This window comes from Streptomyces sp. NPDC006174, assembly GCF_040614075.1.
Classification (GTDB): Bacteria; Actinomycetota; Actinomycetes; order Streptomycetales; family Streptomycetaceae; genus Streptomyces.
In genome coordinates, this window is the sequence record NZ_JBEXTJ010000010.1 from 221704 (window position 1) to 243277 (window position 21574).

Genomic DNA, 21574 nt, shown 5'->3' on the forward strand with positions numbered 1-21574 from the left:
GTACCGAAGCGCAACGCGCTCCCGTGCCACCGCGCCCGACGGCCCCACCGGCTCCGGTGGTCCCGCCGCGCCCTTCACCGGCCCCTCGCCCTCCGGAAGCGCAGCAGGCTCCAAACGCCCCGCAGGCTCCAGGGACCTCTTCCGCCCCACCGGCCCCCGCAGCCCCCGGGACACCCCCCGCCACCCCCTACCCCGCCCACCCCGGTCCGCCGCCCGCCTTCACCACCCGGCGCAGGCCGGCAGGGGCCGTCGACCTCACACCGGCGCCGGGAGCCGCTCCGCAGCCGCCGCCTCCGTCCGCGTACCGCGTACCGGACCGCTACGGCTATCCCGAGACACCCGTGGAGACCACCACCCGGCTCCGGCCCGTCCCGTCGGCCCTGCAGCGGTGGCGTACGGCGACCGCCGCCGCCTGCGTCGTCCTCGGGCTCGGGCTGATCGGCGGGGCCGCCACCGGGGCCTGGCTGACCGGCGACTCCTCCGCCGAGCCCACCCGGACCGCGTACACCGAAGGCCGTACCGTCTGGCACAGCGTCCCCGTCGACACGCTCTTCCCTCGCACCCTCAAGGGCACCGGAGCCGGGCCCGGCTCCACGAACCGCACCTGGACCCGGCTCTCCGTCGCTCCGGACAGCGACTGTTCCCAGGGACTCGACCCGCTGCTGCGCACCACCCTCCGGTCCGTCGGCTGCGAGCGGATGGTGCGGGCCACCTACACCGACTCGACCCGCTCCGCCGTCACCACCGTCGGCATGGTCGTCACCGAGGCCGACGCGGCCGGGATGCAGGCCCTGAACAACCGGTTCGCCGAGCAGAAGCTCGCCGCCCGCAAGGACCTGATGCCGCGTACGTACGCTCCCGAAGGCACCATCGCCGCCGGATTCGGCGACCGGCAGCGCGCCAGCTGGACCGTCCGGCCGCTCACCGAGATCCCGGTCGTCGTCTTCGCCGTCTCCGGCTTCGCCGACGCGCGTACCGTCGCCGAGCCGCAGCCCGCCGACGCGGCGACGGGGACGCCCGCCACCACGGACATCGCCCAGGCCGGCCTCGGCCACGAGGCGAAGGGCATCGCGGACCGGGTCGAGCGAGGGCTGCGCACGACCGTCGCCGATCTCGTGGAGCCGCCCGCATGACCCGACGACGACCCCCCTGCGTCCTCGCCGCGGTCTGCGCCGCCGCCGTCCTCACGCTCACCCCCGCGGCCCCCGCCCACGCCGACGCCATCCGCGACCAGCAGTGGGCCCTCGCCGCCCTGCACACCGACCGCGCCTGGCAGACGACGAAGGGCGCGGGCGTCACCGTCGCCGTCCTGGACACCGGCGTCGACGGTTCCCACCCCGACCTCGTGGACCAGGTGCTCCCCGGCAAGGACCTCGTCGGCTTCGGCGCCTCGGAGGGCGACTCCTCCTGGGCCCTGCACGGCACCGCGATGGCCGGCATCATCGCCGGACACGGCAACGGTCCCGGTCGCACCGACGGCGTCCTCGGCATCGCACCCGAGGTCAAGATCCTGCCGGTCCGCGTCATCCTGGAATCCAAGGACCCGGCCCGCGCCGAGGCCCGCAAGACCCGTGGCACCGCGCTCGCCCAAGGCATCCGCTGGGCCGCCGACAACGGCGCCGACGTCATCAACCTCTCCCTCGGCGACGACAGCGAGTCCGCCCATCCGGACCCGGGCGAGGACTCCGCCATCCAGTACGCCCTCTCCAAAGGCATCTCCGTGGTCGCCTCGGCCGGCAACGGCGGCGAGAAGGGCGACAGGATCTCCTACCCGGCCGCCTATCCGGGCGTGATCGCGGTCGCCGCCGTCGACGAGTACGGCACTCACGCCGCCTTCTCCACCCGCCGCTGGTACGCCACCGTCAGCGCGCCGGGCGTGGACATCGTCGTCGCCAATCCGGACGGCCACTACTACATCGAGTGGGGTACGTCGGCGGCCGCCGCGTTCGTCTCCGGCGCCGTCGCCCTGGTCCGCGCCGCCCATCCCGGCCTCGACCCCGCCCAGATCAAGAAGCTCCTCGCCGACACCGCCCGCGACGCACCGGCCGAGGGCCGCGACGACGCCCGGGGCTACGGGATCGTCGATCCGGCGGAGGCCATCGAGGCGGGTTCCCGGCTCCGTCCCGGTGACGTCAGCGCCCAGGCCGCCACGGCGGGCCACCGCAAGAAGTACTTCGGCCCCGGCCCGACCCCGCCGCCCGCCGCGGACGACCCGGTCAACTGGGCTGCCCCGCTTGCCGGCGGCCTCGGCGCGGCCCTGCTGGCGGCGGCCGTCATCCTGTGGCGCGGCCGCAACGCCCCGGGCCGCCGCTGAACCCCAGGCTCAAGGGCCACGCCTCCAGGCACTACCCTCGACCCGTGGCGCTCAAGAACATCCCGGACTCCGGTTTCTCCGACGACGACGGCTCGGCCTCTCCCGCTCTGACCAGCGCACTCGACGCCTGGTCGCGTGACCGGAGTGCCGTCGGCCCGGTCCTGGCGGCGCTCCGTGAGGCCCGCCTCCTGGTCCCCGTGGTCGCCGTCCTCGGTGAGGTGGAGGAGGACGAGAAGGGGCTGCGGCGCGAGAAGACCAGCGACATGGCCGTGCCCACGCTCCAGGCCGGCGACCGGCGCGCGCTGCCCGCCTTCACCTCGACCGACTCGCTGGCCCGCTGGGACCCCGAGGCCCGCCCCGCCGCCGTACCGCTGCACCAGGCCCTCCAGGCCGCCGCGCACGAGAAGGCCGACACCGTGGTGCTGGACCTCGCCGGGCCCGTCGCCTTCGAGCTGAGCGGCCAGGCGCTGCTGGCGCTGGCGGAGAACCGCACCAGCACCGACCCGCTGCAGGACCCCGCGGTGATCGAGGCCGTACGGGAGGCCGCCGCCGCCGAACCCGCCGTGCTCCGCGCCCACCTCGGCCCGGGCCGGGCGGATGGCACCCTCGCTCTGGTCCTCGCCCCGGACGCGGTCCCCGCCGAGGCGGCCCGCCGGGTGGCCGAGGCGCTCTCCGGCAGCGAGGTGCTCCGGGCCCGGCTGGTCGGCGGGCTGGACCTGGCGCTGCTGCCGGCCGGAGCCGACGCACCGGGAGAGCCGCTGTTCCGCCGCTGAGGCCGTACACGCGTGAACCCGCCGCCCCGGTGAGGGGAAGGCGGGCTCACGTACGTACGGAAAAAGGTGTCTAGCCGTAGACCGGGCCCGTGTACTTCTCGCCGGGGCCCTGGCCCGGCTCGTCCGGTACCAGCGAGGCCTCGCGGAAGGCGAGCTGGAGCGACTTGAGGCCGTCGCGCAGCGGTGAGGCGTGGAAGGTGCTGATCTCCGTGGTGGAGGCGTCCAGCAGTCCGGCCAGCGCGTGGACCAGCTTGCGGGCCTCGTCCAGGTCCTTGTGGTCCTCGCCCTCCTCCGTGAGGCCGAGCTTCACCGCCGCCGCGCTCATCAGGTTGACGGCGACCGTCACGATCACCTCGACGGCCGGGACCTCCGCGATGTCGCGGGCCATGGCGTCGAAGCCGGGGTTCTCACTGCTGGTGGGGGTCGCGTCGCTCATGCCCACACGATAAGGCCCGGCATCGGCGGCCCCGCCGCCGGGAGCCCGGAGGACGCACGATTAGCGCCCTCGGGACCGGGCTGCTAACCTTGTGTAACGACCGGCCGGACACCTATGTGCCCGGCCCACAAGTGGAGGCTCCGATCTCCCACCTGACCGTCCTCACGGATGGCGGGTCACCGGTCAGGCGGTCCCCATCGTTCCGTACGGACGATGGAGCCGCTCGATGCGCCCCGCGGTTGACCGCGGCGGTGCTCCGGTAGTTCATGGAGCCCCGCCTGTGTCCCGTCCGGGGCATTTTTGCCGTTCCGGCTCGGTTGGTCTTGAGACACACACGTAACGCGGCTGTCCGCCAGGCGGTCGCGTGGTGCTACCGAGGAGGATCCATCAGCGCCGAGCCCCGCATCAACGACCGGATTCGCGTTCCCGAGGTCCGACTTGTCGGTCCCAGTGGCGAGCAGGTCGGGATTGTTCCGCTTGCCAAGGCCCTGGAACTCGCACAGGAGTATGACCTCGACCTGGTCGAGGTGGCGGCGACAGCCCGTCCGCCCGTGTGCAAGCTCATGGACTACGGGAAGTTCAAGTACGAGTCGGCCATGAAGGCCCGTGAGGCGCGCAAGAACCAGGCGCACACGGTCATCAAGGAGATGAAGCTCCGGCCGAAGATCGACCCGCACGACTATGACACCAAGAAGGGTCACGTCGTCCGGTTCCTCAAGCAGGGCGACAAGGTCAAGATCACGATCATGTTCCGTGGTCGTGAGCAGTCCCGCCCGGAGCTGGGCTTCCGACTGCTCCAGCGTCTCGCTTCGGACGTGGAGGACCTGGGCTTCATCGAGTCCAACCCGAAGCAGGACGGCCGGAACATGATCATGGTTCTGGGTCCGCACAAGAAGAAGACCGAAGCCATGGCCGAGGCCCGTGAGGCCCAGGCCGCCCGCAAGGCGGAGCGTCAGGGCACGACCGACGCCGCGCCCGAGGGCGACACCGCCGAGGCTCCGGCCGAAGCGGTCGAGGCTCCGGCCGAGACACCTTCCGAGGCGTGACCTTCGGGGGCTGCCATCCAGGCGCCCCCGGGTCCCCCCGGAACCCCATAGAGATCTGACGCCCCTGCAGTCCGGTGCCGAGCACCGTGAGGGGCGCCACTGACGAGGAGAGAACGGCGCGATGCCGAAGAACAAGACGCACAGCGGTGCCAGCAAGCGCTTCAAGATCACCGGCTCCGGCAAGGTGCTCCGTGAGAGGGCCGGCAAGCGCCACCTTCTCGAGCACAAGTCGTCCAAGAAGACCCGCTCGCTGACCGGCACGGTCGTCGTGGCTCCGGCCGACGCCAAGAAGATCAAGAAGCTTCTCGGCAAGTGAGGTCCGGCCCCCGGACCTTCTCCGGGGGCACGACCTCGATCACACCGGGACCAATTCGTTTCCGGGCCGTGTGAAGACACCCACGGCCCCGCTACAAGGAGTTAACTAGTGGCACGCGTCAAGCGGGCAGTCAACGCCCACAAGAAGCGCCGGGCAATCCTCGAGGCGGCCAAGGGCTACCGCGGGCAGCGTTCGCGCCTGTACCGCAAGGCCAAGGAGCAGGTCACCCACTCCCTGGTCTACAACTACAACGACCGCAAGAAGCGCAAGGGCGACTTCCGTCAGCTGTGGATCCAGCGCATCAACGCCGCTGCCCGCCAGAACGGCATGACGTACAACCGCCTCATCCAGGGTCTGAAGGCCGCCAACATCGAGGTGGACCGCAAGATCCTGGCCGAGCTCGCGGTCAACGACGCCAACGCGTTCGCCGCTCTCGTCGAGGTCGCTCAGAAGGCCCTCCCGAGCGACGTCAACGCCCCGAAGGCCGCCTGATCCAGGCGCCACCTTCCAGGTACGTGAACCGGACCCGCAGGCGCACGCCGTCTGCGGGTCCGGTGCGTTGCCGCTGAACTTCACCGCCGTCACCAGAGAGGCTCGCCGCCGACCATGGGCACCCCCGAACTGATCTCCCCGCGCTCCCCGCGCGTCGCCGCCGCCCGCCGGCTGGCCCGCCGCAACTTCCGCGGCAAGGAGCGCAGGTTCATCGCCGAGGGGCCCCAGGCCGTGCGTGAGGCCGCCGCCCACCGGGGTGGCGACGGCGAGCCGACGCTCCTCGAACTGTTCGCCACCCCGGAGGCCGCCGACCGGTACGCCGACATCGTCGATGCCGCCCACGCGGCGGGAGCACGGGTCCACCTGGCCGGTGACGACGTCCTGGCCAACGTCTCGCAGACGGTCACTCCGCAGGGCCTGATCGGCGTCTGCCGCTTCCTGGACTCGCCGTTCCAGGAGATCCTGGAGGCGAAGCCGACCCTGGTGGCCGTTCTGGCCAACGTCCGCGACCCCGGGAACGCCGGTACGGTACTGCGCTGCGCCGACGCGGCCGGCGCCGACGCGGTGGTGCTGACCGACGCCTCCGTCGACCTCTACAACCCCAAGTCCGTACGGGCGTCCGTCGGTTCGCTCTTCCACCTGCCCGTCGCCGTCGGCGTCCCCGTCGAGCACGCCGTGCAGGGCCTCCGGGACGCCGGAGTGCGCATCCTCGCCGCCGACGGGGCCGGCGACGACGACCTGGACGACGAGCTGGACGCGGGCACCATGGGCGGGCCCACCGCCTGGGTCTTCGGCAACGAGGCGTGGGGCCTGCCGGAGGAGACCCGGGCGCTCGCCGACGCCGTCGTCCGCGTCCCGATCCACGGCAAGGCGGAGAGCCTCAACCTGGCGACCGCCGCCGCCGTCTGCCTCTACGCCTCCGCCCGCGCGCAGCGTCCACGCCGCACTCCCGACGCGTAACCGCAGGCCGTCCGACGGTCCGTCACCGATCGGTCCCGGCCATTCCGCTTCCACGTCCACCGGCGCACGCCCACCGCGCGCCCCCGCAGGGTGTCGCGGGTTCACCGACGACTAGTAGGGTGACGAACTCGGGGGCCCACTGCACCGGTTCGAGAGGTGGGGATACGGGAAAATGGCTGTCGGCATGAGCTCGTCGCGACCGGCGCACACCGCCGCCGCGCGCGTGGACGGCCCCGGCATCGACCCCGACGACCTGCCCGACGGGCTCGTCGTCGCCGATGCGAACGGCCGCGTCGTCTGCTTCAACGCCGCCGCCGCCCGCATCACCGCCACCTCCGCCGCCGAGGCCCTCGGCCGGCCCCTGGAGGCGGCCCTCCCGCTGGAGGACCTCAAGGGCAAGCGCTGGTGGACGCTGACCGACCCGTACGGCGGTCTCGCCACCCGTAACGGCCAGCCCGAGCGCAACCTGCTGCTGCCCGGCGGCCGCGAGGTGCTGGTCTCCGCCCGTTACGTACGCGAGCATCCGCTCGGTCCGGTGCGCCGGATCGTCGTCTCGCTGCGCGGCACCGAGGCCCGCCGGCGTACCGAACGCAGCCACGCCGAGCTGATCGCCACCGTCGCCCATGAGCTGCGCTCCCCGCTCACCTCGGTGAAAGGGTTCACCGCCACGCTGCTGGCGAAGTGGGAGCGGTTCACCGACGACCAGAAGCGGCTGATGCTGGAGACCGTGGACGCGGACGCGGGCCGGGTCACCCGGCTCATCGCCGAGCTGCTCGACATCTCCCGGATCGACTCCGGCCGCCTGGAGCTGCGCCGCCAGCCGGTCGACATCTCCGCCGCCGTCGCCCGCCACATCCAGGCCCTCATCGCCGGTGGCCAGGCGCCTGAGCGCTTCCGGGTCCGGGCCAGGGGCCCGCTGCCGGATCTGTGGGCCGACCCGGACAAGATCGACCAGATCCTCGGCAACCTCCTGGAAAACGCGGTGCGCCACGGCGAGGGAACCGTCACCATGGAGATCGCCCCCGCACCCGCGCCGGGGACGAACGACGAGATGGGAACGGCTGTCACCGTGAGCGACGAAGGCCCCGGCATCCCCGAGGAGTCGATGGGCCGTGTCTTCACCCGCTTCTGGCGGGGAAGCAAGCGCGGCGGCACGGGCCTCGGCCTCTACATCGTCAAGGGCATCGTCGAGGCGCACGGCGGCACCATCACCGTCGGCCGGGGGCCCGGCGGCGGGGCCGAGTTCCGATTTATTCTGCCCGTGAGCATGCCCGCCTATCTGAAGTAGAGGGGTTTGCGTAGCAATCAGGCAGGGTGGTGGTGGGCGACGGGAGGGCTGAGCGGCCCACGGGCTTCTCGACCGTCCTGCGGCCTTTAGACTCGACCTTTGGCACCTTTGCGTCCAGCGGTCTCCAGCCGGGTCGCGCCACCAGCCAATCGGAAGCACGGGAAGAGATGTCGGCACCGAACAAGTCGTACGACCCAGTCGAGGTCGAGGCACTGAAACCGGAAGAGATCGAGCGCATGCGGGACGAGGCGTTCGCCGCCTTCGCCGCCGCCGGCGACCTCGACGCGCTCGCCCAGGCGAAGACCGCGCACACCGGAGGTACCTCGCCCCTGTCGCTCGCCAACCGCGAGATCGGCGCCCTGCCCCCGCAGGCCAAGGCCGAGGCGGGCAAGCGCGTGGGCCAGGCCCGTGGCGCCGTCTCCAAGGCGCTGGCCGCCCGCCAGGCCGAGCTGGAGGCCGAGCGCGACGCTCGCGTGCTCGTCGAGGAGGCCGTGGACGTCACGCTGCCCTACGACCGCGTCCCGGCCGGCGCCCGCCACCCGCTGACGACCATCATGGAGCGCGTCGCGGACGTCTTCGTGGCCATGGGCTACGAGATCGCCGAGGGCCCCGAGGTCGAGGCGGAGTGGTTCAACTTCGACGCCCTGAACTTCGTGCCCGACCACCCGGCCCGCCAGATGCAGGACACCTTCTTCGTCCAGGGCACCACGGCCGAGGGCAAGGCGACCGAGGGCGACGAGTCCGGTGTCGTCCTGCGTACGCACACCTCGCCCGTCCAGGCCCGCTCGCTCCTGGAGCGCAAGCCTCCGGTCTACGTGGTCTGTCCCGGCCGGGTCTACCGCACCGACGAGCTGGACGCCACGCACACCCCGGTCTTCCACCAGATCGAGCTGCTCGCCGTCGACGAGGGCCTCACCATGGCCGACCTCAAGGGCACCCTCGACCACATGGTCCAGGCGCTCTTCGGACCGGACATGAAGACCCGGCTGCGGCCGAACTTCTTCCCGTTCACCGAGCCGTCCGCCGAGATGGACATGGTCTGCTATGTCTGCCGCGGCGAGTCCGTCGGCAACCCGGACCGCCCCTGCCGCACCTGCGGCAGCGAGGGCTGGATCGAGCTCGGCGGCTGCGGCATGGTCAACCCCAAGGTGCTCACCGCCTGCGGTGTCGACCCTCAGAAGTACAGCGGATTCGCCTTCGGGTTCGGCATCGAACGGATGCTGATGTTCCGCCACAACGTCGAAGACATGCGAGACATGGTCGAGGGTGACGTCCGGTTCACCCGGCCGTTCGGGATGGAGATCTGATGCGCGTCCCGCTTTCCTGGCTGCGGGAGTACGTCGACCTGCCGGCGACGGAGACCGGCCGTGACGTACAGGCCAACCTCGTCTCCGTCGGCCTTGAGGTCGAGACCGTCGAGCAGATCGGCGCGGGCCTCAAGGGCCCCCTGGTCGTCGGCAAGGTCCTGACCATCGAGGAGCTGGAGGGGTTCAAGAAGCCCATCCGCTTCTGCACGGTCGACGTCGGCACCGCCAACGGAACCGGCGAACCGCAGGAGATCGTCTGCGGCGCCCGTAACTTCTCGGTCGGCGACAAGGTCGTCGTGGTCCTCCCGGGCGCGATCCTGCCCGGCGACTTCGCGATCGCCGCCCGCAAGACGTACGGCAAGACCTCGCACGGCATGATCTGCTCCACCGACGAGCTCGGCATGGGCGACGACGGAACGCACGGCATCATCGTGCTGCCCCCGGAGCACGAGGTCGGCACCGACGCGATCGAGCTGCTCCAGCTCGTCGACGAGGTCCTCGACATCGCCGTCACCCCGGACCGGGGCTACTGCCTCTCGATGCGCGGTGTCGCCCGTGAGACCGCCATCGCGTACGGGCTGCCGCTGCGCGACCCGGCGCTCCTGGACGTGCCCGCGCCCAACGCGTACGGCTACCCGGTCAAGATCTCCGATCCCATCGGCTGCGACCGCTTCACCGCGCGCACCGTCACCGGTCTCCAGCCCGAGGCCCGCTCCCCGATCTGGATGCAGCGTCGCCTCCAGAAGGCCGGGATGCGGCCGATCTCGCTGGCCGTCGACATCACGAACTACGTGATGCTGGAGCTCGGCCAGCCGCTGCACGCCTACGACCGCACCCGGGTCGACGGGCCGATCGGCGTGCGCCGCGCCACGCAGGGCGAGAAGCTCACCACGCTGGACGGCACCGTGCGGGTCCTGGACGCCGAGGACCTGGTCATCACCGACAACCGCGGGCCGATCGGCCTCGCGGGCGTCATGGGCGGTGCCAACACCGAGATCGCCGACGCGGACGGCGAGCACGCGCTGACCACCGAGGTCGTCATCGAGGCCGCGCACTTCGACGCGATCTCGATCGCCCGCACCGCGCGCCGCCACAAGCTGTCCTCCGAGGCGTCCAAGCGTTTCGAGCGCGGCGTCGACCCGCAGGCCGCCGCCGCAGCCGCGCAGCGCACGGTGGACCTGCTGGTCCTCCTCGCGGGCGGCACCGCCGAGGCCGGGGTCACCGAGATCACCGCGCCTCACGCGCCCCGCACCATCGCGATGCCGGCCAACCACCCGGACAAGGTGGCCGGTGTGGAGTACGGCCGTGAGACCGTCGTCCGCCGCCTCCAGGAGGTCGGCTGCGACGTCTACGGGCAGGACGAGCTGATCGTCACCGTCCCGTCCTGGCGGCCGGACCTGGGCGAGCCGAACGACCTGGCCGAAGAGGTCATCCGCCTGGAGGGCTACGAGAACCTGCCCTCCACCCTGCCGACGCCCCCCTCCGGGCGCGGTCTCACCGACCGCCAGCGGCTGCACCGCCGCATCGGCCGGGTGCTGGCCGGAGCCGGTTACGTCGAGGCGCTGAGCTACCCGTTCATCGGCGACGCGGTCCTCGACCAGCTCGGCCTGGAGGCGGACGACGCCCGCCGCCGTACGGTCAAGCTCGTCAACCCGATCTCCGACGAGGAGCCGGCGCTGCGCACCACGCTGCTGCCGGGCCTCCTCGGCGCGCTGCGGCGCAACGACGGCCGGGGCAGCCACGACCTGGCCCTCTTCGAGACGGGCCTGGTCTTCCTTCCCCAAGCTCTCAGCTCCGTTCGAGCAGGGGAGGCCCCATCGACCGGCCAGGAGACGCCCGCCGTCCGCCTCCCCGTCGACCGCCGGCCCACCGACGAGGAGATCGCCGGTCTCGACGCGGCCCTCCCGCGTCAGCCGCGCCGTGCCGCCGTCGTCCTCGCGGGCGCCCGCGAGCAGGCCGGCTGGTGGGGCAAGGGCACGCCGGCGAGCTGGGCGGATGCCATCGAGGCCGCCCGGTCCATCGCGGCCGAGGCCGGCGTGGAGGTCACCGTCCGCGCCGACCAGCACGCGCCGTGGCACCCGGGCCGCTGCGCCGCGCTGTATGTCACCGTGAACGGCGAGGAGACCCTCTTCGGACACGCGGGCGAACTCCACCCGCGCGTCATCAAGGCGCTCCACCTGCCCGAGCGCACCTGCGCCGCCGAGGTCGAGCTGGACGTCCTGGAGCGGGCCGTCGACGGAGCGCTCCAGGCGCCTCGCATCTCCACCTTCCCGGTGGCGACCCAGGACGTCGCGCTCGTCGTCGCCGGAGACGTCCCGGCCGCCGACGTGGAGCGGGCGCTGCACGAGGGCGCGGGCGAACTCCTCGAATCGCTGCGGCTGTTCGACGTCTTCACCGGCGAGCAGATCGGCGAGGGCAACAAGTCCCTGGCGTACGCGCTCCGCTTCCGCGCCGCCGACCGCACGCTGACCGTCGAGGAGGCCTCGGCCGCCCGCGACGGCGCGGTGGCCCTGGCCGCCGAGCGCACGGGCGCGGTGCTGCGCGGCGCGTAGTCCCGCAGGGCGTTGAGAAGGGGCGTATCCGGCCACCGGATACGCCCCTTCTCCTTCTCTCGCGGCGGCGGGAGATCGCGCGCGGACCGGACACGGAACCGGGAGGAAGCGCGGTTCCGGGCCGCGACCCGCAGCCACCCTCCTTCGTCGTTGGGCAGTGGGTCGTGCGATCCGGCGCCCGTCCGCACGGCCACGGAGTGTCGGGCAGGCCGGCGGTGCGGACGGACGCGGGTGCGGGTCGTCAACCGTTACGAGGGGGAGCCGACGACCCGGCCGCCTCTTGCGAGGAGCTCATTCAACCGAGCCCCGGACCGGCGCGGCAGAGTGCGCGGCCCGACGGTTCGGGCATTCCGTTCACACCCCGTGTGAAACGTGCTGGACTAGGCTCATTGCGACACGCACCTGGGGGGACCATGGAGCCGAACGTCCTGCTCGAATCCCTGATCGACGAGGCCGGGATGTCCCGTGCGGGGCTCGCCGGTCATGTCAACCGGGCAGGCCGGTCCCGTGGCCTGAGCCTGCGGTACGAACACACCGCGGTCTCCCGCTGGCTGAAGGGCCAGCGCCCGCGCGGCCACGTGCCGGACCTGATCTGCGAGGTGCTGGGCGGCCGGCTCGGCCGGCCGGTGGTGCTGGACGACATCGGCATGGGCGTCCCCGGCGACTACGGCACCGATACGGCACCCCACAGCGCCTCCCTCTCCGGCTTCGTCGACCGGGCCACGGCGCTCTGGCGCTCGGACGACCAGCAGCGCCCGCACCTCGCCACCGTCCCGACCGTCACCGGGACCACGGCGGTGATGCCGGTCTGGGAGTGGGAGAACCCGCCGGAGGACACCGACGTCTCCCGCCCGGGCCCCGGCCGGGTCAGCGCGGCCGACATAGAGACGCTCCGGTCCGCGCGCGACCACTACGAGCAGATGTACCGCAAGGCGGGCGGTATCGCGACCAGACCCCGGATCGTCCGCTTCCTCAACGCCGAGGCCGCACCGCTGCTGCGCGGCGGCCACAGCGACGCGCTCGGCCGACGGCTGCACCGGGCGACGGCGGCCCTGGTGGCGATGGCCGGCATCTGCGCGTACGACTCCGACGCCCACGGCCTCGCCCAGCGCTACTTCCACCAGGCGCTCCGGCTCGCCAAGTCCAGCGGCGACCGGGCGCTCGGCGGCTATGTGATCGCGCTGCTGACCACGCAGTCCCTCTTCCTCGGCGACCACCGCCGCTCCATCGCCTTCGCCGAGGCCGCGCTGCGGGCGGCGGGCGACCACATCACTCCGGCGCTCGCCGCCGACCTGCACGCCATGCAGGCCAAGGCGTACGCGCAGCTCGGCGACGCGGCGAGCGCCCGCGCCTGCATCACGCGGGCGCAGGCCCAGGCGGGCCGGATCCACACCGGGCGCGAGCCGGACGAGACCGGATACGTCCAGCCGGGCCTGGTCGACGTCCAGGTGGCGGAGGCGCTGCTCAGCCTCGGGGATCTGCCGGCGGCACGGGAGCACGCGGCCTCCGCCGTGCGCGCCCCGGCGCACGACCGGGGGCGCGTGCACCGGCTCGCGATGCTCAGCCATATCGAGCTGCTCCAGGGCGAGCCGGACCGAGCGGCCGGTACGGCGGCCGAAATGGCCGAGCGGGCCCGCGGCATGGAGTCCCAGCGGCTGCGCGACCGGCTGCGCCAGGTGCGGCGGGAGCTGGCGGAGAGCGGCTGCGCCGACGCCGTGCAGACGGCCGATCTGATCGGCGGGGCGCTGCGCGTGCCTCTGTGAGCTCCGCCGCGCACCCGCCGTTCGTTCCGCTTCGCGGCCGACCCTGCTGGCATGTTGCCTCCAACATGTCGAAAGGCGGCAGAACCGTGCAGTGGACGAACTTAAGCGAACAGAATGTGTATCAGAACCGTTGGTTCCGGGTGAACCTGGCCGATGTGGAACTGCCCGACGGCAGCCATCTCGACCACTTCGTCATCCGGCTGCGACCGGTCGCGGCGGCCACCGTCGTCAACGCGGCGGACGAGGTGCTGCTGCTCTGGCGCCACCGGTTCATCACCGACAGCTGGGGGTGGGAGCTGGCGGCGGGCGTCGTCGAGGACGGCGAGGACATCGCGGCGGCGGCGGCCCGCGAGATGGAGGAGGAGACCGGCTGGCGCCCAGGACCGCTGCGCCCGCTGCTCACCGTGGAGCCGGCCAACGGCCTCACCGACGCCCGCCACCACCTCTTCTGGGCCGAAGAGGCGCGGTACACGGGCCCGCCGCAGGACGCCTTCGAGTCCTCACGCCGTGAGTGGATACCGCTGAAGCTCATCCCGGACATGATCGCCCGCGGCGAGGTGCCGGCGGCGAACATGGCGGCGGCGCTGCTGATGCTGCACCACCTGCGGCTCTGAACGGCTCCGAACGCACGAGGAGCCGGCCCCGGGATGTCCGGGACCGGCTCCTCGACGGGAAGAGTCAGGCGTACGGGTAGAAGCCCGACCCGGTCTTGCGGCCGAGGCGGCCCGCGTCGACCATGCGCTGGAGCAGCGGGGGAGCGGCGTACAGCGGCTCCTTGTACTCGGCGTACATCGAGTCGGCGACCGAGGCCACGGTGTCCAGGCCGATCAGGTCCGCGAGCTTCAGCGGTCCCATCGGGTGGGCGCAGCCCATCTCCATGCCGTTGTCGATGTCCTCGCGGCTCGCGATGCCGGACTCGAACATCCGGATCGCGGAGAGCAGGTACGGGATCAGCAGCGCGTTGACGACGAAGCCGGACCGGTCCTGGGCGCGGATCGGGTGCTTGCCGAGCACGTCCTGGACGACGGCCTCGGCGCGCTGGATCGTCTCGTCCGACGTGGTCAGCGCCGGGATCAGCTCGACCAGCTTCTGGACGGGCGCCGGGTTGAAGAAGTGGATGCCGATGACCCGGTCCGGCCGCGAGGTCGCGACGGCCAGCTTCACCAGCGGGATGGAGGAGGTGTTGGAGGCGAGGATCGCGTCCTGCCGGGTCACGACCTGGTCCAGGACCTGGAAGATCTCCGTCTTGACCTGCTCGTTCTCCACGACGGCCTCGATGACGAGGTCGCGGTCGGCGAACTCTCCGAGGTCGGTGGTGAAGCTCAGGCGGCCGAGGGTCTCGTCGCGCTCCTGCTCGGTGATCTTGCCGCGTTCGGCGGCTTTCGAGAGCGAGTTGTGCAGCCGGGTGCGGCCGATCTCCAGCGCCTCGCCGGTGGTCTCGGCGACCTTCACTTCGAGGCCGCTGCGCGCGCACACCTCCGCGATCCCTGCGCCCATCTGGCCACAGCCCACCACCCCGACGCGTGCAATGTCGGCCATAGAGTCCGTCACCTCGTGCCTTTCGCTGTTCTCCGCAGTGCAGGGTCCCGTCTGATTCCGGTGCCCGCCTCGACCCCACGACGTTACTCCGCGAGCCGGCCTCGGTGACCTGCGGGTCATCCGGCTACGGACGGGCATGATCCTGTTACGTACAGCGATGAAGGTGGTGGTCGACGTGAAAGGACGAGTGTGGCGCATGCGACGTACAGGAATGACCCGGAGATCGCTCGTGGTGAGTGCGGCGGGACTGGTGGCGGCGATGACGACCGGCGGCGACGCGGTGGCTTCTCCAGTGCGACGGGGAGGCGGCGAGGACCGTCTCGCTCGCGGTGAGCTGCGCGGCGTCTGGATCGCCACGGTCGCCAACCTGGACTGGCCCTCCAAGAAGGGCCTGACGGCGGCGGCCCAGCAGGCCGAACTGATCGCGCACCTGGACCGCGCGGTCGAGTGCCGGCTCAACGCGGTGGTGCTCCAGGTCCGTCCCACCGCCGACGCCCTGTGGCCCTCCCCGTACGAACCGTGGGCCGACTGCCTCACCGGCGTCCAGGGCAAGGACCCGGGCTGGGACCCGCTGGCCACCGCCGTCCGCGAGGCGCACGACCGGGGCCTGGAGCTGCACGCCTGGTTCAACCCGTACCGCGTGGCGAACCACACCGACCCGACCCGCCTCGCCGCCTCGCACCCGGCCCGGCGCAACCCCGACTGGGTCCTGCCGTACGGCGGGAAGCTCTACTACAACCCCGGCCTTCCGGAGGTCCGCCGCTTCGTCCAGGACGCCATGCTGGACGCCGTCCGCCGCTACGAGATCGACGCGGTGCACTGGGACGACTACTTCTACCCGTATCCGGTGGCGGGCCAGGAGTTCAAGGACGACGCCGCCTACGAGCGGTACGGAGCCGACTTCGCGGACAAGGCCGCCTGGCGCCGCGACAACGTGGACCGGCTGGTGCGCGAGATGGGCGAGCGGATCCGGGAGGTCCGGCAAGGCGTCCGCTTCGGCATCAGCCCCTTCGCCGTCTGGCGGAACAAGGCCACCGACCCGCTGGGCTCCGACACCCGGGCGGGCGTGGAGACGTACGACGACCTGCACGCCGACACCCGTAAATGGGTCGAGGAAGGCTGGATCGACTACATCTGCCCGCAGATCTACTGGCACATCGGCCTCGCCACCGCCGACTACGCCAAGGTGCTGGCCTGGTGGGCCGCGACGGTACGGGGCACGGGCGTGGGGCTGTACGTGGGGGAGGCGCTGTACAAGGCCGGTGACCCGGCACAGCCCGCCGCCTGGCAGGACCCGGCTGAACTCTCCCGCCACCTCACCCTCGCCCGGGACCACGAGGAGGTGGGCGGGCACATCTTCTTCTCCGCCAAGCATGTGGCGGCGGACCGGATCGGCGCGATGGCCCGGGTGGTGGCCGACCACTACCAGGACCGGGTGCGCGCGCCGCGCTGAGCACCGGAAGGAGAGCAGAGCAGGGGAGGGGCCGGGGCCGCTCGGACCCCGGCCCCGGTCCTGCTACTGCTGAGGCCGGTCCCTGGGGGCCTCGTTGTGCTGGACGACGCTGTCGGGGCCAGGCGACATCAGGTGTTCGTGGCCGTCGGGGAAGCGGAGCCGGTACGGAGGAGCGCCCCCGTCCCCGAGGACCTCGATGATCTCGGCGACCCGGTCGTGCTGTCCCACGGTCCTGCCGTGCATCAGCAGCCGGTCGCCCGCGTGTGCCTCCATGGGGGTGACCTCCTCACGGGGTGGCGGTCGGTACCGCCAAGTCTATGACCGTACGGTCCTGGCTTCTCCCGCTGGACGGCTCCGGCCTCGGCCGGTCCGCTGAGTGGCTGCGATGCAGACGAGCACCGCCACCGCCGCGAGCGGAGCGGCCGCCGAGACCTTCTCGCCGAGCAGCAGGACGGACCACGCCAGCGTGAGGAGCGGCTGTGCGAGCTGGAGCTGGCTGGCCCGAAGTACACCGATTTCGGCCATGCCCTTGTACCAGACGTACAGCCCGAAGAAGGTCGAGCCCGCGGCCACCCAGACCAGGCCGAGGACGCCGTGCGCGGTGAGGTGGACCGGCTCCAGCGGCAGCGCCACCGCGCTGCCCGCCACCGCGAACGGCAGGCAGAGGATCAAGGCCCAGCCGATCACCTGCCATCCCGGCATCACCCGCGCCAGCCTGCCTCCCTCGGTGTACCCGGCCGCGCACACCAGCAGCGCGCCGAACAGATAGAGATCGCCCGAGGTCAGCGCGCCGCCGCTCTGCTGCACGGTGAAGCCGATGACGACGGCGGCTCCGGCGATGGCGGAGACCCAGAACGTACGGGAAGGGCGCTCTCCGGTACGGAGCGACCCGAGCACCGCGGTCGTCAGCGGCAGCAGGCCCACGACCACGGCCGCGTGCGAGGTGGTGGAGGTCTGCAGCGCCAGGGTCGTCAGCAGCGGGAACCCGACCACCACACCGCCCGCCACCACCGTGAGCCCGGCCCAGTGACGGCGATCGGGCACCGGTGCCCGGACGGCCAGCAGGAAGCAGCCGGCGATGAGGGCGGCGAGCGTGGAGCGCAGAGCCACGAGGGACCAGGGGCCGAAGCTCTGCAGGCCCCAGGCGGTGGAGGGGAAGGTGAGCGAGAACGCCACGACACCGAGCGCGGCGAGGAGCGTGCCACGGCGAGCGGGCGCGGTGTGCGGCGGTGCTTGCGTGCCGGGTGTCGGTGACGTCTCCGTACCGGTGGCGACCGCTATCGCCACGGAATCGGTAGCGCTATCCTGTGCTCTCATGCAAGAGCGTAGCAGCGTAGCCGAGCTGGTCACCTCCCTCCGAGCGGAACTCAACCGCTACTCACCAGGTGGAAAGCTGCCGTCCAGCCGCGCGCTCGTCGAACGCTTCCGGGTCAGCCCGGTCACCGTCTCCCGCGCCATCGCGCAGCTCGCCGCCGAAGGGCTCGTCACCACCCGACCCGGCTCCGGCGCCTTCCGGGCCGAGCCGCGTGCCGAGGTGCCGGCACTCGGTGACACGTCCTGGCAGGAGGTGTCGCTGAGCGGCGACGGCGGGCCCGAGGTCGTGCCGCGTACGGTCGATGCCTCCGGAGTCCTGGCCACGCTCGCCGCGCCACCGCCCGGCACGGTCGAGTTCAACGGCGGCTACCTCCACGCCGACCTCCAGCCCGAGCGGGCCCTCTCCGCCGCTCTCGCCCGGGCCGGCCGCCGCCCGGGCGCCTGGGGCCGGCCGCCCACGGACGGACTGCCCGAACTGCGGTCCTGGTTCGCCCGCGAGATCGGCCCGGCCGTCTCCGGCGCCGACGTCCTGATCACCGCGGGCGGCCAGAGCGCCCTGGCCACCGCCCTGCGCGCCCTCGCTCCGCCCGGCGCCCCGGTCCTCGTCGAGTCGCCCACCTACCCCGGCATGCTCGCGGTCGCCCGCGCCACGGGCCTGCGCCCGGTCCCGGTCCCGATGGACGCGGACGGGGTCCGGCCCGAACTGCTGGCCGACGCGTTCCGTGCCACCGGGGCCCGGGTCTTCGTCACCCAGCCGCTCTTCCAGAACCCGACCGGCGCCACTCTGGCGCCCGCCCGCCGCCCCGAGATCCTGGCCATCGCCCGCGCGGCCGGGGCGTTCGTGGTCGAGGACGACTTCGCCCGCCGACTCGTCCACGACGACGCCGGACCGCTGCCGGTACCCCTGGCCGCCGACGACCCCGACGGCGTGGTCGTCCACGTCTGCTCGCTCACCAAGGTCACCTCCCCGAGCCTCCGCGTCGGCGCGCTGGCCGCCCATGGCCCGGTCCTGGAGCGCCTGCGCGCCATCCAGGTCGTCGACAGCTTCTTCGTACCGAGGCCGCTCCAGGAGGCCGCGCTCGAACTCGTCGGCTCCCCGTCGTGGGGCCGCCACCTGGCCGCGGTGGCGGCCGAGCTGCGGAGCCGCCGTACGGTGATGGCCGCCGCACTCCGCTCCGAACTGCCCGCCTTCGCCCTGCCGCACGTACCGGCGGGCGGCGGCAGCCTCTGGCTCCGGCTCCCGGCGACCGGCGCGGGCACCGGCCCGGACGAGGCGGCCCTCACCTCCGCCGCACTGCGCGCCTCGGTCGCCATCGCCGCAGGCAGTCCGTACTTCTGCGCCGAGCCGCCGGCCGGCCACGTACGGCTGAGCTTCGCGGCGGTCTCCGGGGCGGCCGAGATCGCGGAGGGCGTACGCCGGCTGCGTACCGCGTACGAAGGTCTGGGTCTGTCGGCCTTGGCCGGAAACTGACCGGCGGGGTCCGCGTCACCCGAGGGCCCTCTTGACCGTTCAACCGTTCGGCACCACGATCCGGCCATGACGCATCCGGCCATGGCACAGCGGGTCACCCTGGTCGCGGCGGCGCGCACCTCGCCCCGCCTGGCCGAGCGTTTCGACGACGACCGGCCGCTCGACCAGGCCGGCTGGCACGAGGTGCAGCTCGTCGCCCACACCCTCGTCCCGCTCGGCGCGGCCGAACTGCGCTACTGCTCACCCACTCCGCGCAGCCGCGCCACCGGCGACGCGCTCGGCTACGCGCCGATGGTTCAGCCCGCCCTGCGCGACTGCGACATGGGCCGCTGGCGCGGGATGACCCTGGCCGAGGTCGCGGCCCGCGAACCGGTCGCCGTCGACGTCTGGCTCGCCGACCCGGGCAGCTCCCCGCACGGCGGAGAGTCGCTCCTGGCCTTCATCGGGCGGATCGGCGGCTGGCTGGACACCCGCCCGGCGTGCGACGGGTTCATCGTCGCGGTCGCCGAACCCGCCGTGATCCGCGCGGCCCTGGTCTACGCGCTGAACGTGCCGCCGACCGCGTACTGGAACGTGGACGTCCGGCCGCTCTCCACGATCACGCTCGCCGGCTCGCCCGGCCGCTGGAGCCTGAGCCTGGAGTCCGGCGTCCGCTGACGCCGGTTCCGGGGCGGCACGCTCCCTTCCCACCGGTCCGACCAGTCGGTACGTTGCAGAGGCACCGGACCTGCCCGCCCACCGGAGGAAGCGCCATGCCGCAGATCCACGGCCACTGCGACGACCGTTTCGCCGGGGTCCGGGCCGCCTTCGCGGAGAACTTCACCGCCCGTGGCGAACTGGGCGCGGCGCTCACGGTCCTGGCCGACGGCGTCCCCGTGGTGGACCTCTGGGGCGGCTGGGCCGACGAGGCCCGCACCCGGCCGTGGGAGCGGGACACCCTGGTCAACGTCTGGTCCACGGGCAAGGGCCCGACCGCGCTCTGCGCCCACATCCTGGCCGACCGCGGCCTGCTCGACCTGGACGCCCCGGTGGCCACGTACTGGCCGGAGTTCGCGGCGAACGGCAAGGAGTCCGTCCTCGTACGGCACCTCCTCTCGCACCGCTCCGGCGTCGCCGGAGTCGGCACACCGCACACGCTCGACGAGCTGTACGACTGGGAGCTGACCTGCGCGAGGCTCGCCGCCACCGCGCCCATGTGGGAGCCGGGGAGCCGGTCCGGCTACCACGCGATCTCGTACGGATTCCTCGTCGGCGAGGTGGTCCGCCGGGTCAGCGGCGTGCTGCCGGGAGAGTTCCTGCGGCGGGAGGTCACCGGGCCGCTCGGCATCGACTTCACCTTCGGCCTCCCGGAGAAGGAGACCCACCGGCTCGCCGAACTCGTCCAGGAACGTGCCGACCGCGCCGCCCAGGCCGCGCTCCTGGCCCGGATGCAACCGGTCGCCGTCGCCTCGCTGCTCAACCCGCCCACCGGCCGCGCCGCCGCCAACACGCCCGGGTGGCGCGCCGCCGAGATCCCAGCCGCCAACGGCCACGGCACCGCCCGCGCGGTCGCCGCGCTCTACGGGATCCTCGCCGGACGCGGCAGCCTCGGCGGCCACCGGATCCTCTCCGAGCGGGCCGTGGAACGGGTCCGCGAGAGCCAGGGCGCCTGCCGCGACCTGGTCCTCGGCGACGCCTTCGCCCACGAGACGGAGATCGCGCTCGGCCTCTGGCTGAGCGGCCGCAACGGCTCGTACGGCCCCAATCCGCGGGCGATGGGCCACGACGGCGCGGGCGGCTCGTGCGGTCTGGCCGACCCGGAAGCCGGAATCGCCCTCGGGTATGTCATGAACCGGATGGGCTCCGGCGTGGCCGACGACCCACGGAAGACGGCCCTGGTGGACGCGGTGTACACGGCCCTCGGCGACGCCGCCCGGGCATGATCGGAACGCGACGTTCCACACCGCCGACCCAACCCGGGTTTCACCTGCGGTTGCCAGGAATGTGAGGATGTCACCATGACAACCAAGGTCTACTTCGACATCACCATCGACGACGCGCCCGCAGGGCGGATCACGTTCAACCTGTTCGACGACGTCGTCCCCAAGACGGCGGAGAACTTCCGCGCTCTCGCCACCGGCGAGAAGGGCTTCGGCTACGCCGGCTCGTCCTTCCACCGCGTCATCACCGACTTCATGCTCCAGGGCGGGGACTTCACCCGCGGCGACGGCACCGGCGGCAAGAGCATCTACGGCGAGAAGTTCGCCGACGAGAACTTCCAGCTCAAGCACGACCGCGTGGGCCTGCTCTCGATGGCCAACGCCGGGCCGAACACCAACGGCTCGCAGTTCTTCATCACCACGGTCCTCACCCCGTGGCTGGACGGCAAGCACGTGGTCTTCGGCGAGGTCGCCGACGACGACAGCCTGGCCCTGGTCCGCAAGATCGAGGCGCTCGGCTCCTCCAGCGGCCGCACCCGCGCCAAGGTCACCATCGCCGAGTCCGGCGTTCTCTGACCGACGCGGGGCCCTCAAGCCCGGCGGCATACAGGAAGCCCGGCCGACGCAGTGC

General features: G+C 72.5%; 21 protein-coding genes. 17 read left to right on the plus strand and 4 right to left on the minus strand.

Features of this window, described 5'->3' with window-relative positions; translation table 11 throughout:
- Positions 1-341 precede the first annotated feature (341 nt).
- Genes ABZ267_RS23640 through ABZ267_RS23650 form a run of 3 tightly spaced genes read left to right on the plus strand, consistent with a single transcriptional unit; the run spans position 342 to position 3087 of the window.
- A complete protein-coding gene (locus ABZ267_RS23640; protein WP_356756326.1) occupies positions 342-1133 on the plus strand; it encodes a hypothetical protein in 792 nt (263 codons plus the stop codon).
- On the plus strand, positions 1130-2314 hold the full coding sequence (gene mycP, locus ABZ267_RS23645; protein WP_356756328.1) for a type VII secretion-associated serine protease mycosin: 1185 nt from the start codon (positions 1130-1132) through the stop codon (positions 2312-2314). Before ABZ267_RS23640 ends, mycP begins: the two co-directional genes overlap by 4 nt.
- Before the next feature lie 44 nt (positions 2315-2358).
- Positions 2359-3087, plus strand: coding sequence for an SseB family protein (locus ABZ267_RS23650; RefSeq protein ID WP_356756330.1), 729 nt, complete (start codon positions 2359-2361; stop codon positions 3085-3087).
- A 70-nt stretch (positions 3088-3157) separates the two neighbouring features.
- Here the strand turns inward: ABZ267_RS23650 and ABZ267_RS23655 are convergent, their stop codons facing one another.
- Positions 3158-3523: a DUF1844 domain-containing protein gene (locus ABZ267_RS23655; RefSeq protein ID WP_073881883.1), complete on the minus strand. Its 366-nt coding sequence runs from the start codon at positions 3521-3523 to the stop codon at positions 3158-3160.
- A 323-nt stretch (positions 3524-3846) separates the two neighbouring features.
- On the opposite strand from ABZ267_RS23655, the gene infC reads away from it, so the two are divergent.
- From infC to ABZ267_RS23700, 9 genes are all read left to right on the plus strand, one after another.
- Positions 3847-4569 (plus strand): translation initiation factor IF-3, encoded by a 723-nt coding sequence (infC, locus tag ABZ267_RS23660; RefSeq protein WP_356756332.1) that lies wholly within the window; start codon positions 3847-3849, stop codon positions 4567-4569.
- Positions 4570-4690: 121 nt separating this feature from the next.
- Positions 4691-4885, plus strand: a complete 195-nt coding sequence (gene rpmI, locus ABZ267_RS23665; RefSeq protein ID WP_003970213.1) for a 50S ribosomal protein L35 — start codon at positions 4691-4693, stop codon at positions 4883-4885.
- 108 nt (positions 4886-4993) lie between these two features.
- On the plus strand, positions 4994-5377 hold the full coding sequence (gene rplT / locus ABZ267_RS23670) for a 50S ribosomal protein L20 (protein WP_007457565.1): 384 nt from the start codon (positions 4994-4996) through the stop codon (positions 5375-5377).
- A 114-nt stretch (positions 5378-5491) separates the two neighbouring features.
- Complete coding sequence (locus tag ABZ267_RS23675; RefSeq protein ID WP_356756334.1) at positions 5492-6337, plus strand: RNA methyltransferase; 846 nt, start codon at positions 5492-5494, stop codon at positions 6335-6337.
- A 172-nt stretch (positions 6338-6509) separates the two neighbouring features.
- On the plus strand, positions 6510-7625 hold the full coding sequence (locus ABZ267_RS23680; protein ID WP_356756336.1) for an ATP-binding protein: 1116 nt from the start codon (positions 6510-6512) through the stop codon (positions 7623-7625).
- 167 nt (positions 7626-7792) lie between these two features.
- The gene (gene pheS / locus ABZ267_RS23685) at positions 7793-8932 is read left to right on the plus strand and encodes a phenylalanine--tRNA ligase subunit alpha (protein WP_356756338.1); all 1140 of its coding nucleotides are present in this window, start codon (positions 7793-7795) and stop codon (positions 8930-8932) included.
- Complete coding sequence (pheT, locus tag ABZ267_RS23690) at positions 8932-11484, plus strand: phenylalanine--tRNA ligase subunit beta (RefSeq protein ID WP_356756340.1); 2553 nt, start codon at positions 8932-8934, stop codon at positions 11482-11484. Before pheS ends, pheT begins: the two co-directional genes overlap by 1 nt.
- A 413-nt stretch (positions 11485-11897) precedes the next feature.
- Entirely contained in the window at positions 11898-13247 is a 1350-nt protein-coding gene (locus tag ABZ267_RS23695) for a transcriptional regulator (protein ID WP_356756342.1), read from the plus strand.
- Between the two features lie 86 nt (positions 13248-13333).
- Entirely contained in the window at positions 13334-13861 is a 528-nt protein-coding gene (locus ABZ267_RS23700) for an NUDIX domain-containing protein (RefSeq protein WP_356756344.1), read from the plus strand.
- Between the two features lie 64 nt (positions 13862-13925).
- Here the strand turns inward: ABZ267_RS23700 and ABZ267_RS23705 are convergent, their stop codons facing one another.
- Complete coding sequence (locus ABZ267_RS23705; protein WP_356363951.1) at positions 13926-14786, minus strand: 3-hydroxybutyryl-CoA dehydrogenase; 861 nt, start codon at positions 14784-14786, stop codon at positions 13926-13928.
- Between the two features lie 229 nt (positions 14787-15015).
- Here ABZ267_RS23705 and ABZ267_RS23710 point away from each other — a divergent pair, with 229 nt between their 5' ends.
- A complete protein-coding gene (locus tag ABZ267_RS23710) occupies positions 15016-16239 on the plus strand; it encodes a family 10 glycosylhydrolase (protein WP_356756358.1) in 1224 nt (407 codons plus the stop codon).
- A gap of 63 nt (positions 16240-16302) precedes the next feature.
- Here the strand turns inward: ABZ267_RS23710 and ABZ267_RS23715 are convergent, their stop codons facing one another.
- A complete protein-coding gene (locus ABZ267_RS23715; protein ID WP_356756346.1) occupies positions 16303-16512 on the minus strand; it encodes a DUF1918 domain-containing protein in 210 nt (69 codons plus the stop codon).
- 42 nt (positions 16513-16554) lie between these two features.
- Entirely contained in the window at positions 16555-17556 is a 1002-nt protein-coding gene (locus ABZ267_RS23720) for a DMT family transporter (RefSeq protein ID WP_356756348.1), read from the minus strand.
- Between ABZ267_RS23720 and ABZ267_RS23725 the strand changes: the two genes are divergently transcribed.
- The 4 genes from ABZ267_RS23725 (at position 17555) to ABZ267_RS23740 (ending at position 21519) form a co-directional block, all read left to right on the plus strand.
- The gene (locus ABZ267_RS23725) at positions 17555-19024 is read left to right on the plus strand and encodes a PLP-dependent aminotransferase family protein (protein ID WP_356756350.1); all 1470 of its coding nucleotides are present in this window, start codon (positions 17555-17557) and stop codon (positions 19022-19024) included. The two genes, ABZ267_RS23720 and ABZ267_RS23725, sit on opposite strands and share 2 nt — an antisense overlap.
- Positions 19025-19105: 81 nt before the next feature.
- A complete protein-coding gene (locus ABZ267_RS23730) occupies positions 19106-19681 on the plus strand; it encodes a histidine phosphatase family protein (protein ID WP_356756360.1) in 576 nt (191 codons plus the stop codon).
- A gap of 95 nt (positions 19682-19776) precedes the next feature.
- Complete coding sequence (locus ABZ267_RS23735; protein WP_356756352.1) at positions 19777-20946, plus strand: serine hydrolase domain-containing protein; 1170 nt, start codon at positions 19777-19779, stop codon at positions 20944-20946.
- Positions 20947-21021: 75 nt separating this feature from the next.
- On the plus strand, positions 21022-21519 hold the full coding sequence (locus ABZ267_RS23740; protein WP_356756354.1) for a peptidylprolyl isomerase: 498 nt from the start codon (positions 21022-21024) through the stop codon (positions 21517-21519).
- The last annotated feature ends 55 nt before the right edge of the window (positions 21520-21574 follow it).

Coding starts and splice junctions, on each gene's coding strand:
- mycP (WP_356756328.1), top strand. CDS start 1,130: ATGACCCGACGACGACCCCCCTGCGTCCTCGCCGCGGTCTGCGCCGCC.
- ABZ267_RS23655 (WP_073881883.1), bottom strand. CDS start 3,523: ATGAGCGACGCGACCCCCACCAGCAGTGAGAACCCCGGCTTCGACGCC.
- rpmI (WP_003970213.1), top strand. CDS start 4,691: ATGCCGAAGAACAAGACGCACAGCGGTGCCAGCAAGCGCTTCAAGATC.
- ABZ267_RS23675 (WP_356756334.1), top strand. CDS start 5,492: ATGGGCACCCCCGAACTGATCTCCCCGCGCTCCCCGCGCGTCGCCGCC.
- ABZ267_RS23680 (WP_356756336.1), top strand. CDS start 6,510: ATGGCTGTCGGCATGAGCTCGTCGCGACCGGCGCACACCGCCGCCGCG.
- pheS (WP_356756338.1), top strand. CDS start 7,793: ATGTCGGCACCGAACAAGTCGTACGACCCAGTCGAGGTCGAGGCACTG.
- pheT (WP_356756340.1), top strand. CDS start 8,932: ATGCGCGTCCCGCTTTCCTGGCTGCGGGAGTACGTCGACCTGCCGGCG.
- ABZ267_RS23695 (WP_356756342.1), top strand. CDS start 11,898: ATGGAGCCGAACGTCCTGCTCGAATCCCTGATCGACGAGGCCGGGATG.
- ABZ267_RS23705 (WP_356363951.1), bottom strand. CDS start 14,786: ATGGCCGACATTGCACGCGTCGGGGTGGTGGGCTGTGGCCAGATGGGC.
- ABZ267_RS23715 (WP_356756346.1), bottom strand. CDS start 16,512: ATGGAGGCACACGCGGGCGACCGGCTGCTGATGCACGGCAGGACCGTG.
- ABZ267_RS23725 (WP_356756350.1), top strand. CDS start 17,555: ATGCAAGAGCGTAGCAGCGTAGCCGAGCTGGTCACCTCCCTCCGAGCG.
- ABZ267_RS23720 (WP_356756348.1), bottom strand. CDS start 17,556: ATGAGAGCACAGGATAGCGCTACCGATTCCGTGGCGATAGCGGTCGCC.
- ABZ267_RS23730 (WP_356756360.1), top strand. CDS start 19,106: ATGGCACAGCGGGTCACCCTGGTCGCGGCGGCGCGCACCTCGCCCCGC.
- ABZ267_RS23735 (WP_356756352.1), top strand. CDS start 19,777: ATGCCGCAGATCCACGGCCACTGCGACGACCGTTTCGCCGGGGTCCGG.
- ABZ267_RS23740 (WP_356756354.1), top strand. CDS start 21,022: ATGACAACCAAGGTCTACTTCGACATCACCATCGACGACGCGCCCGCA.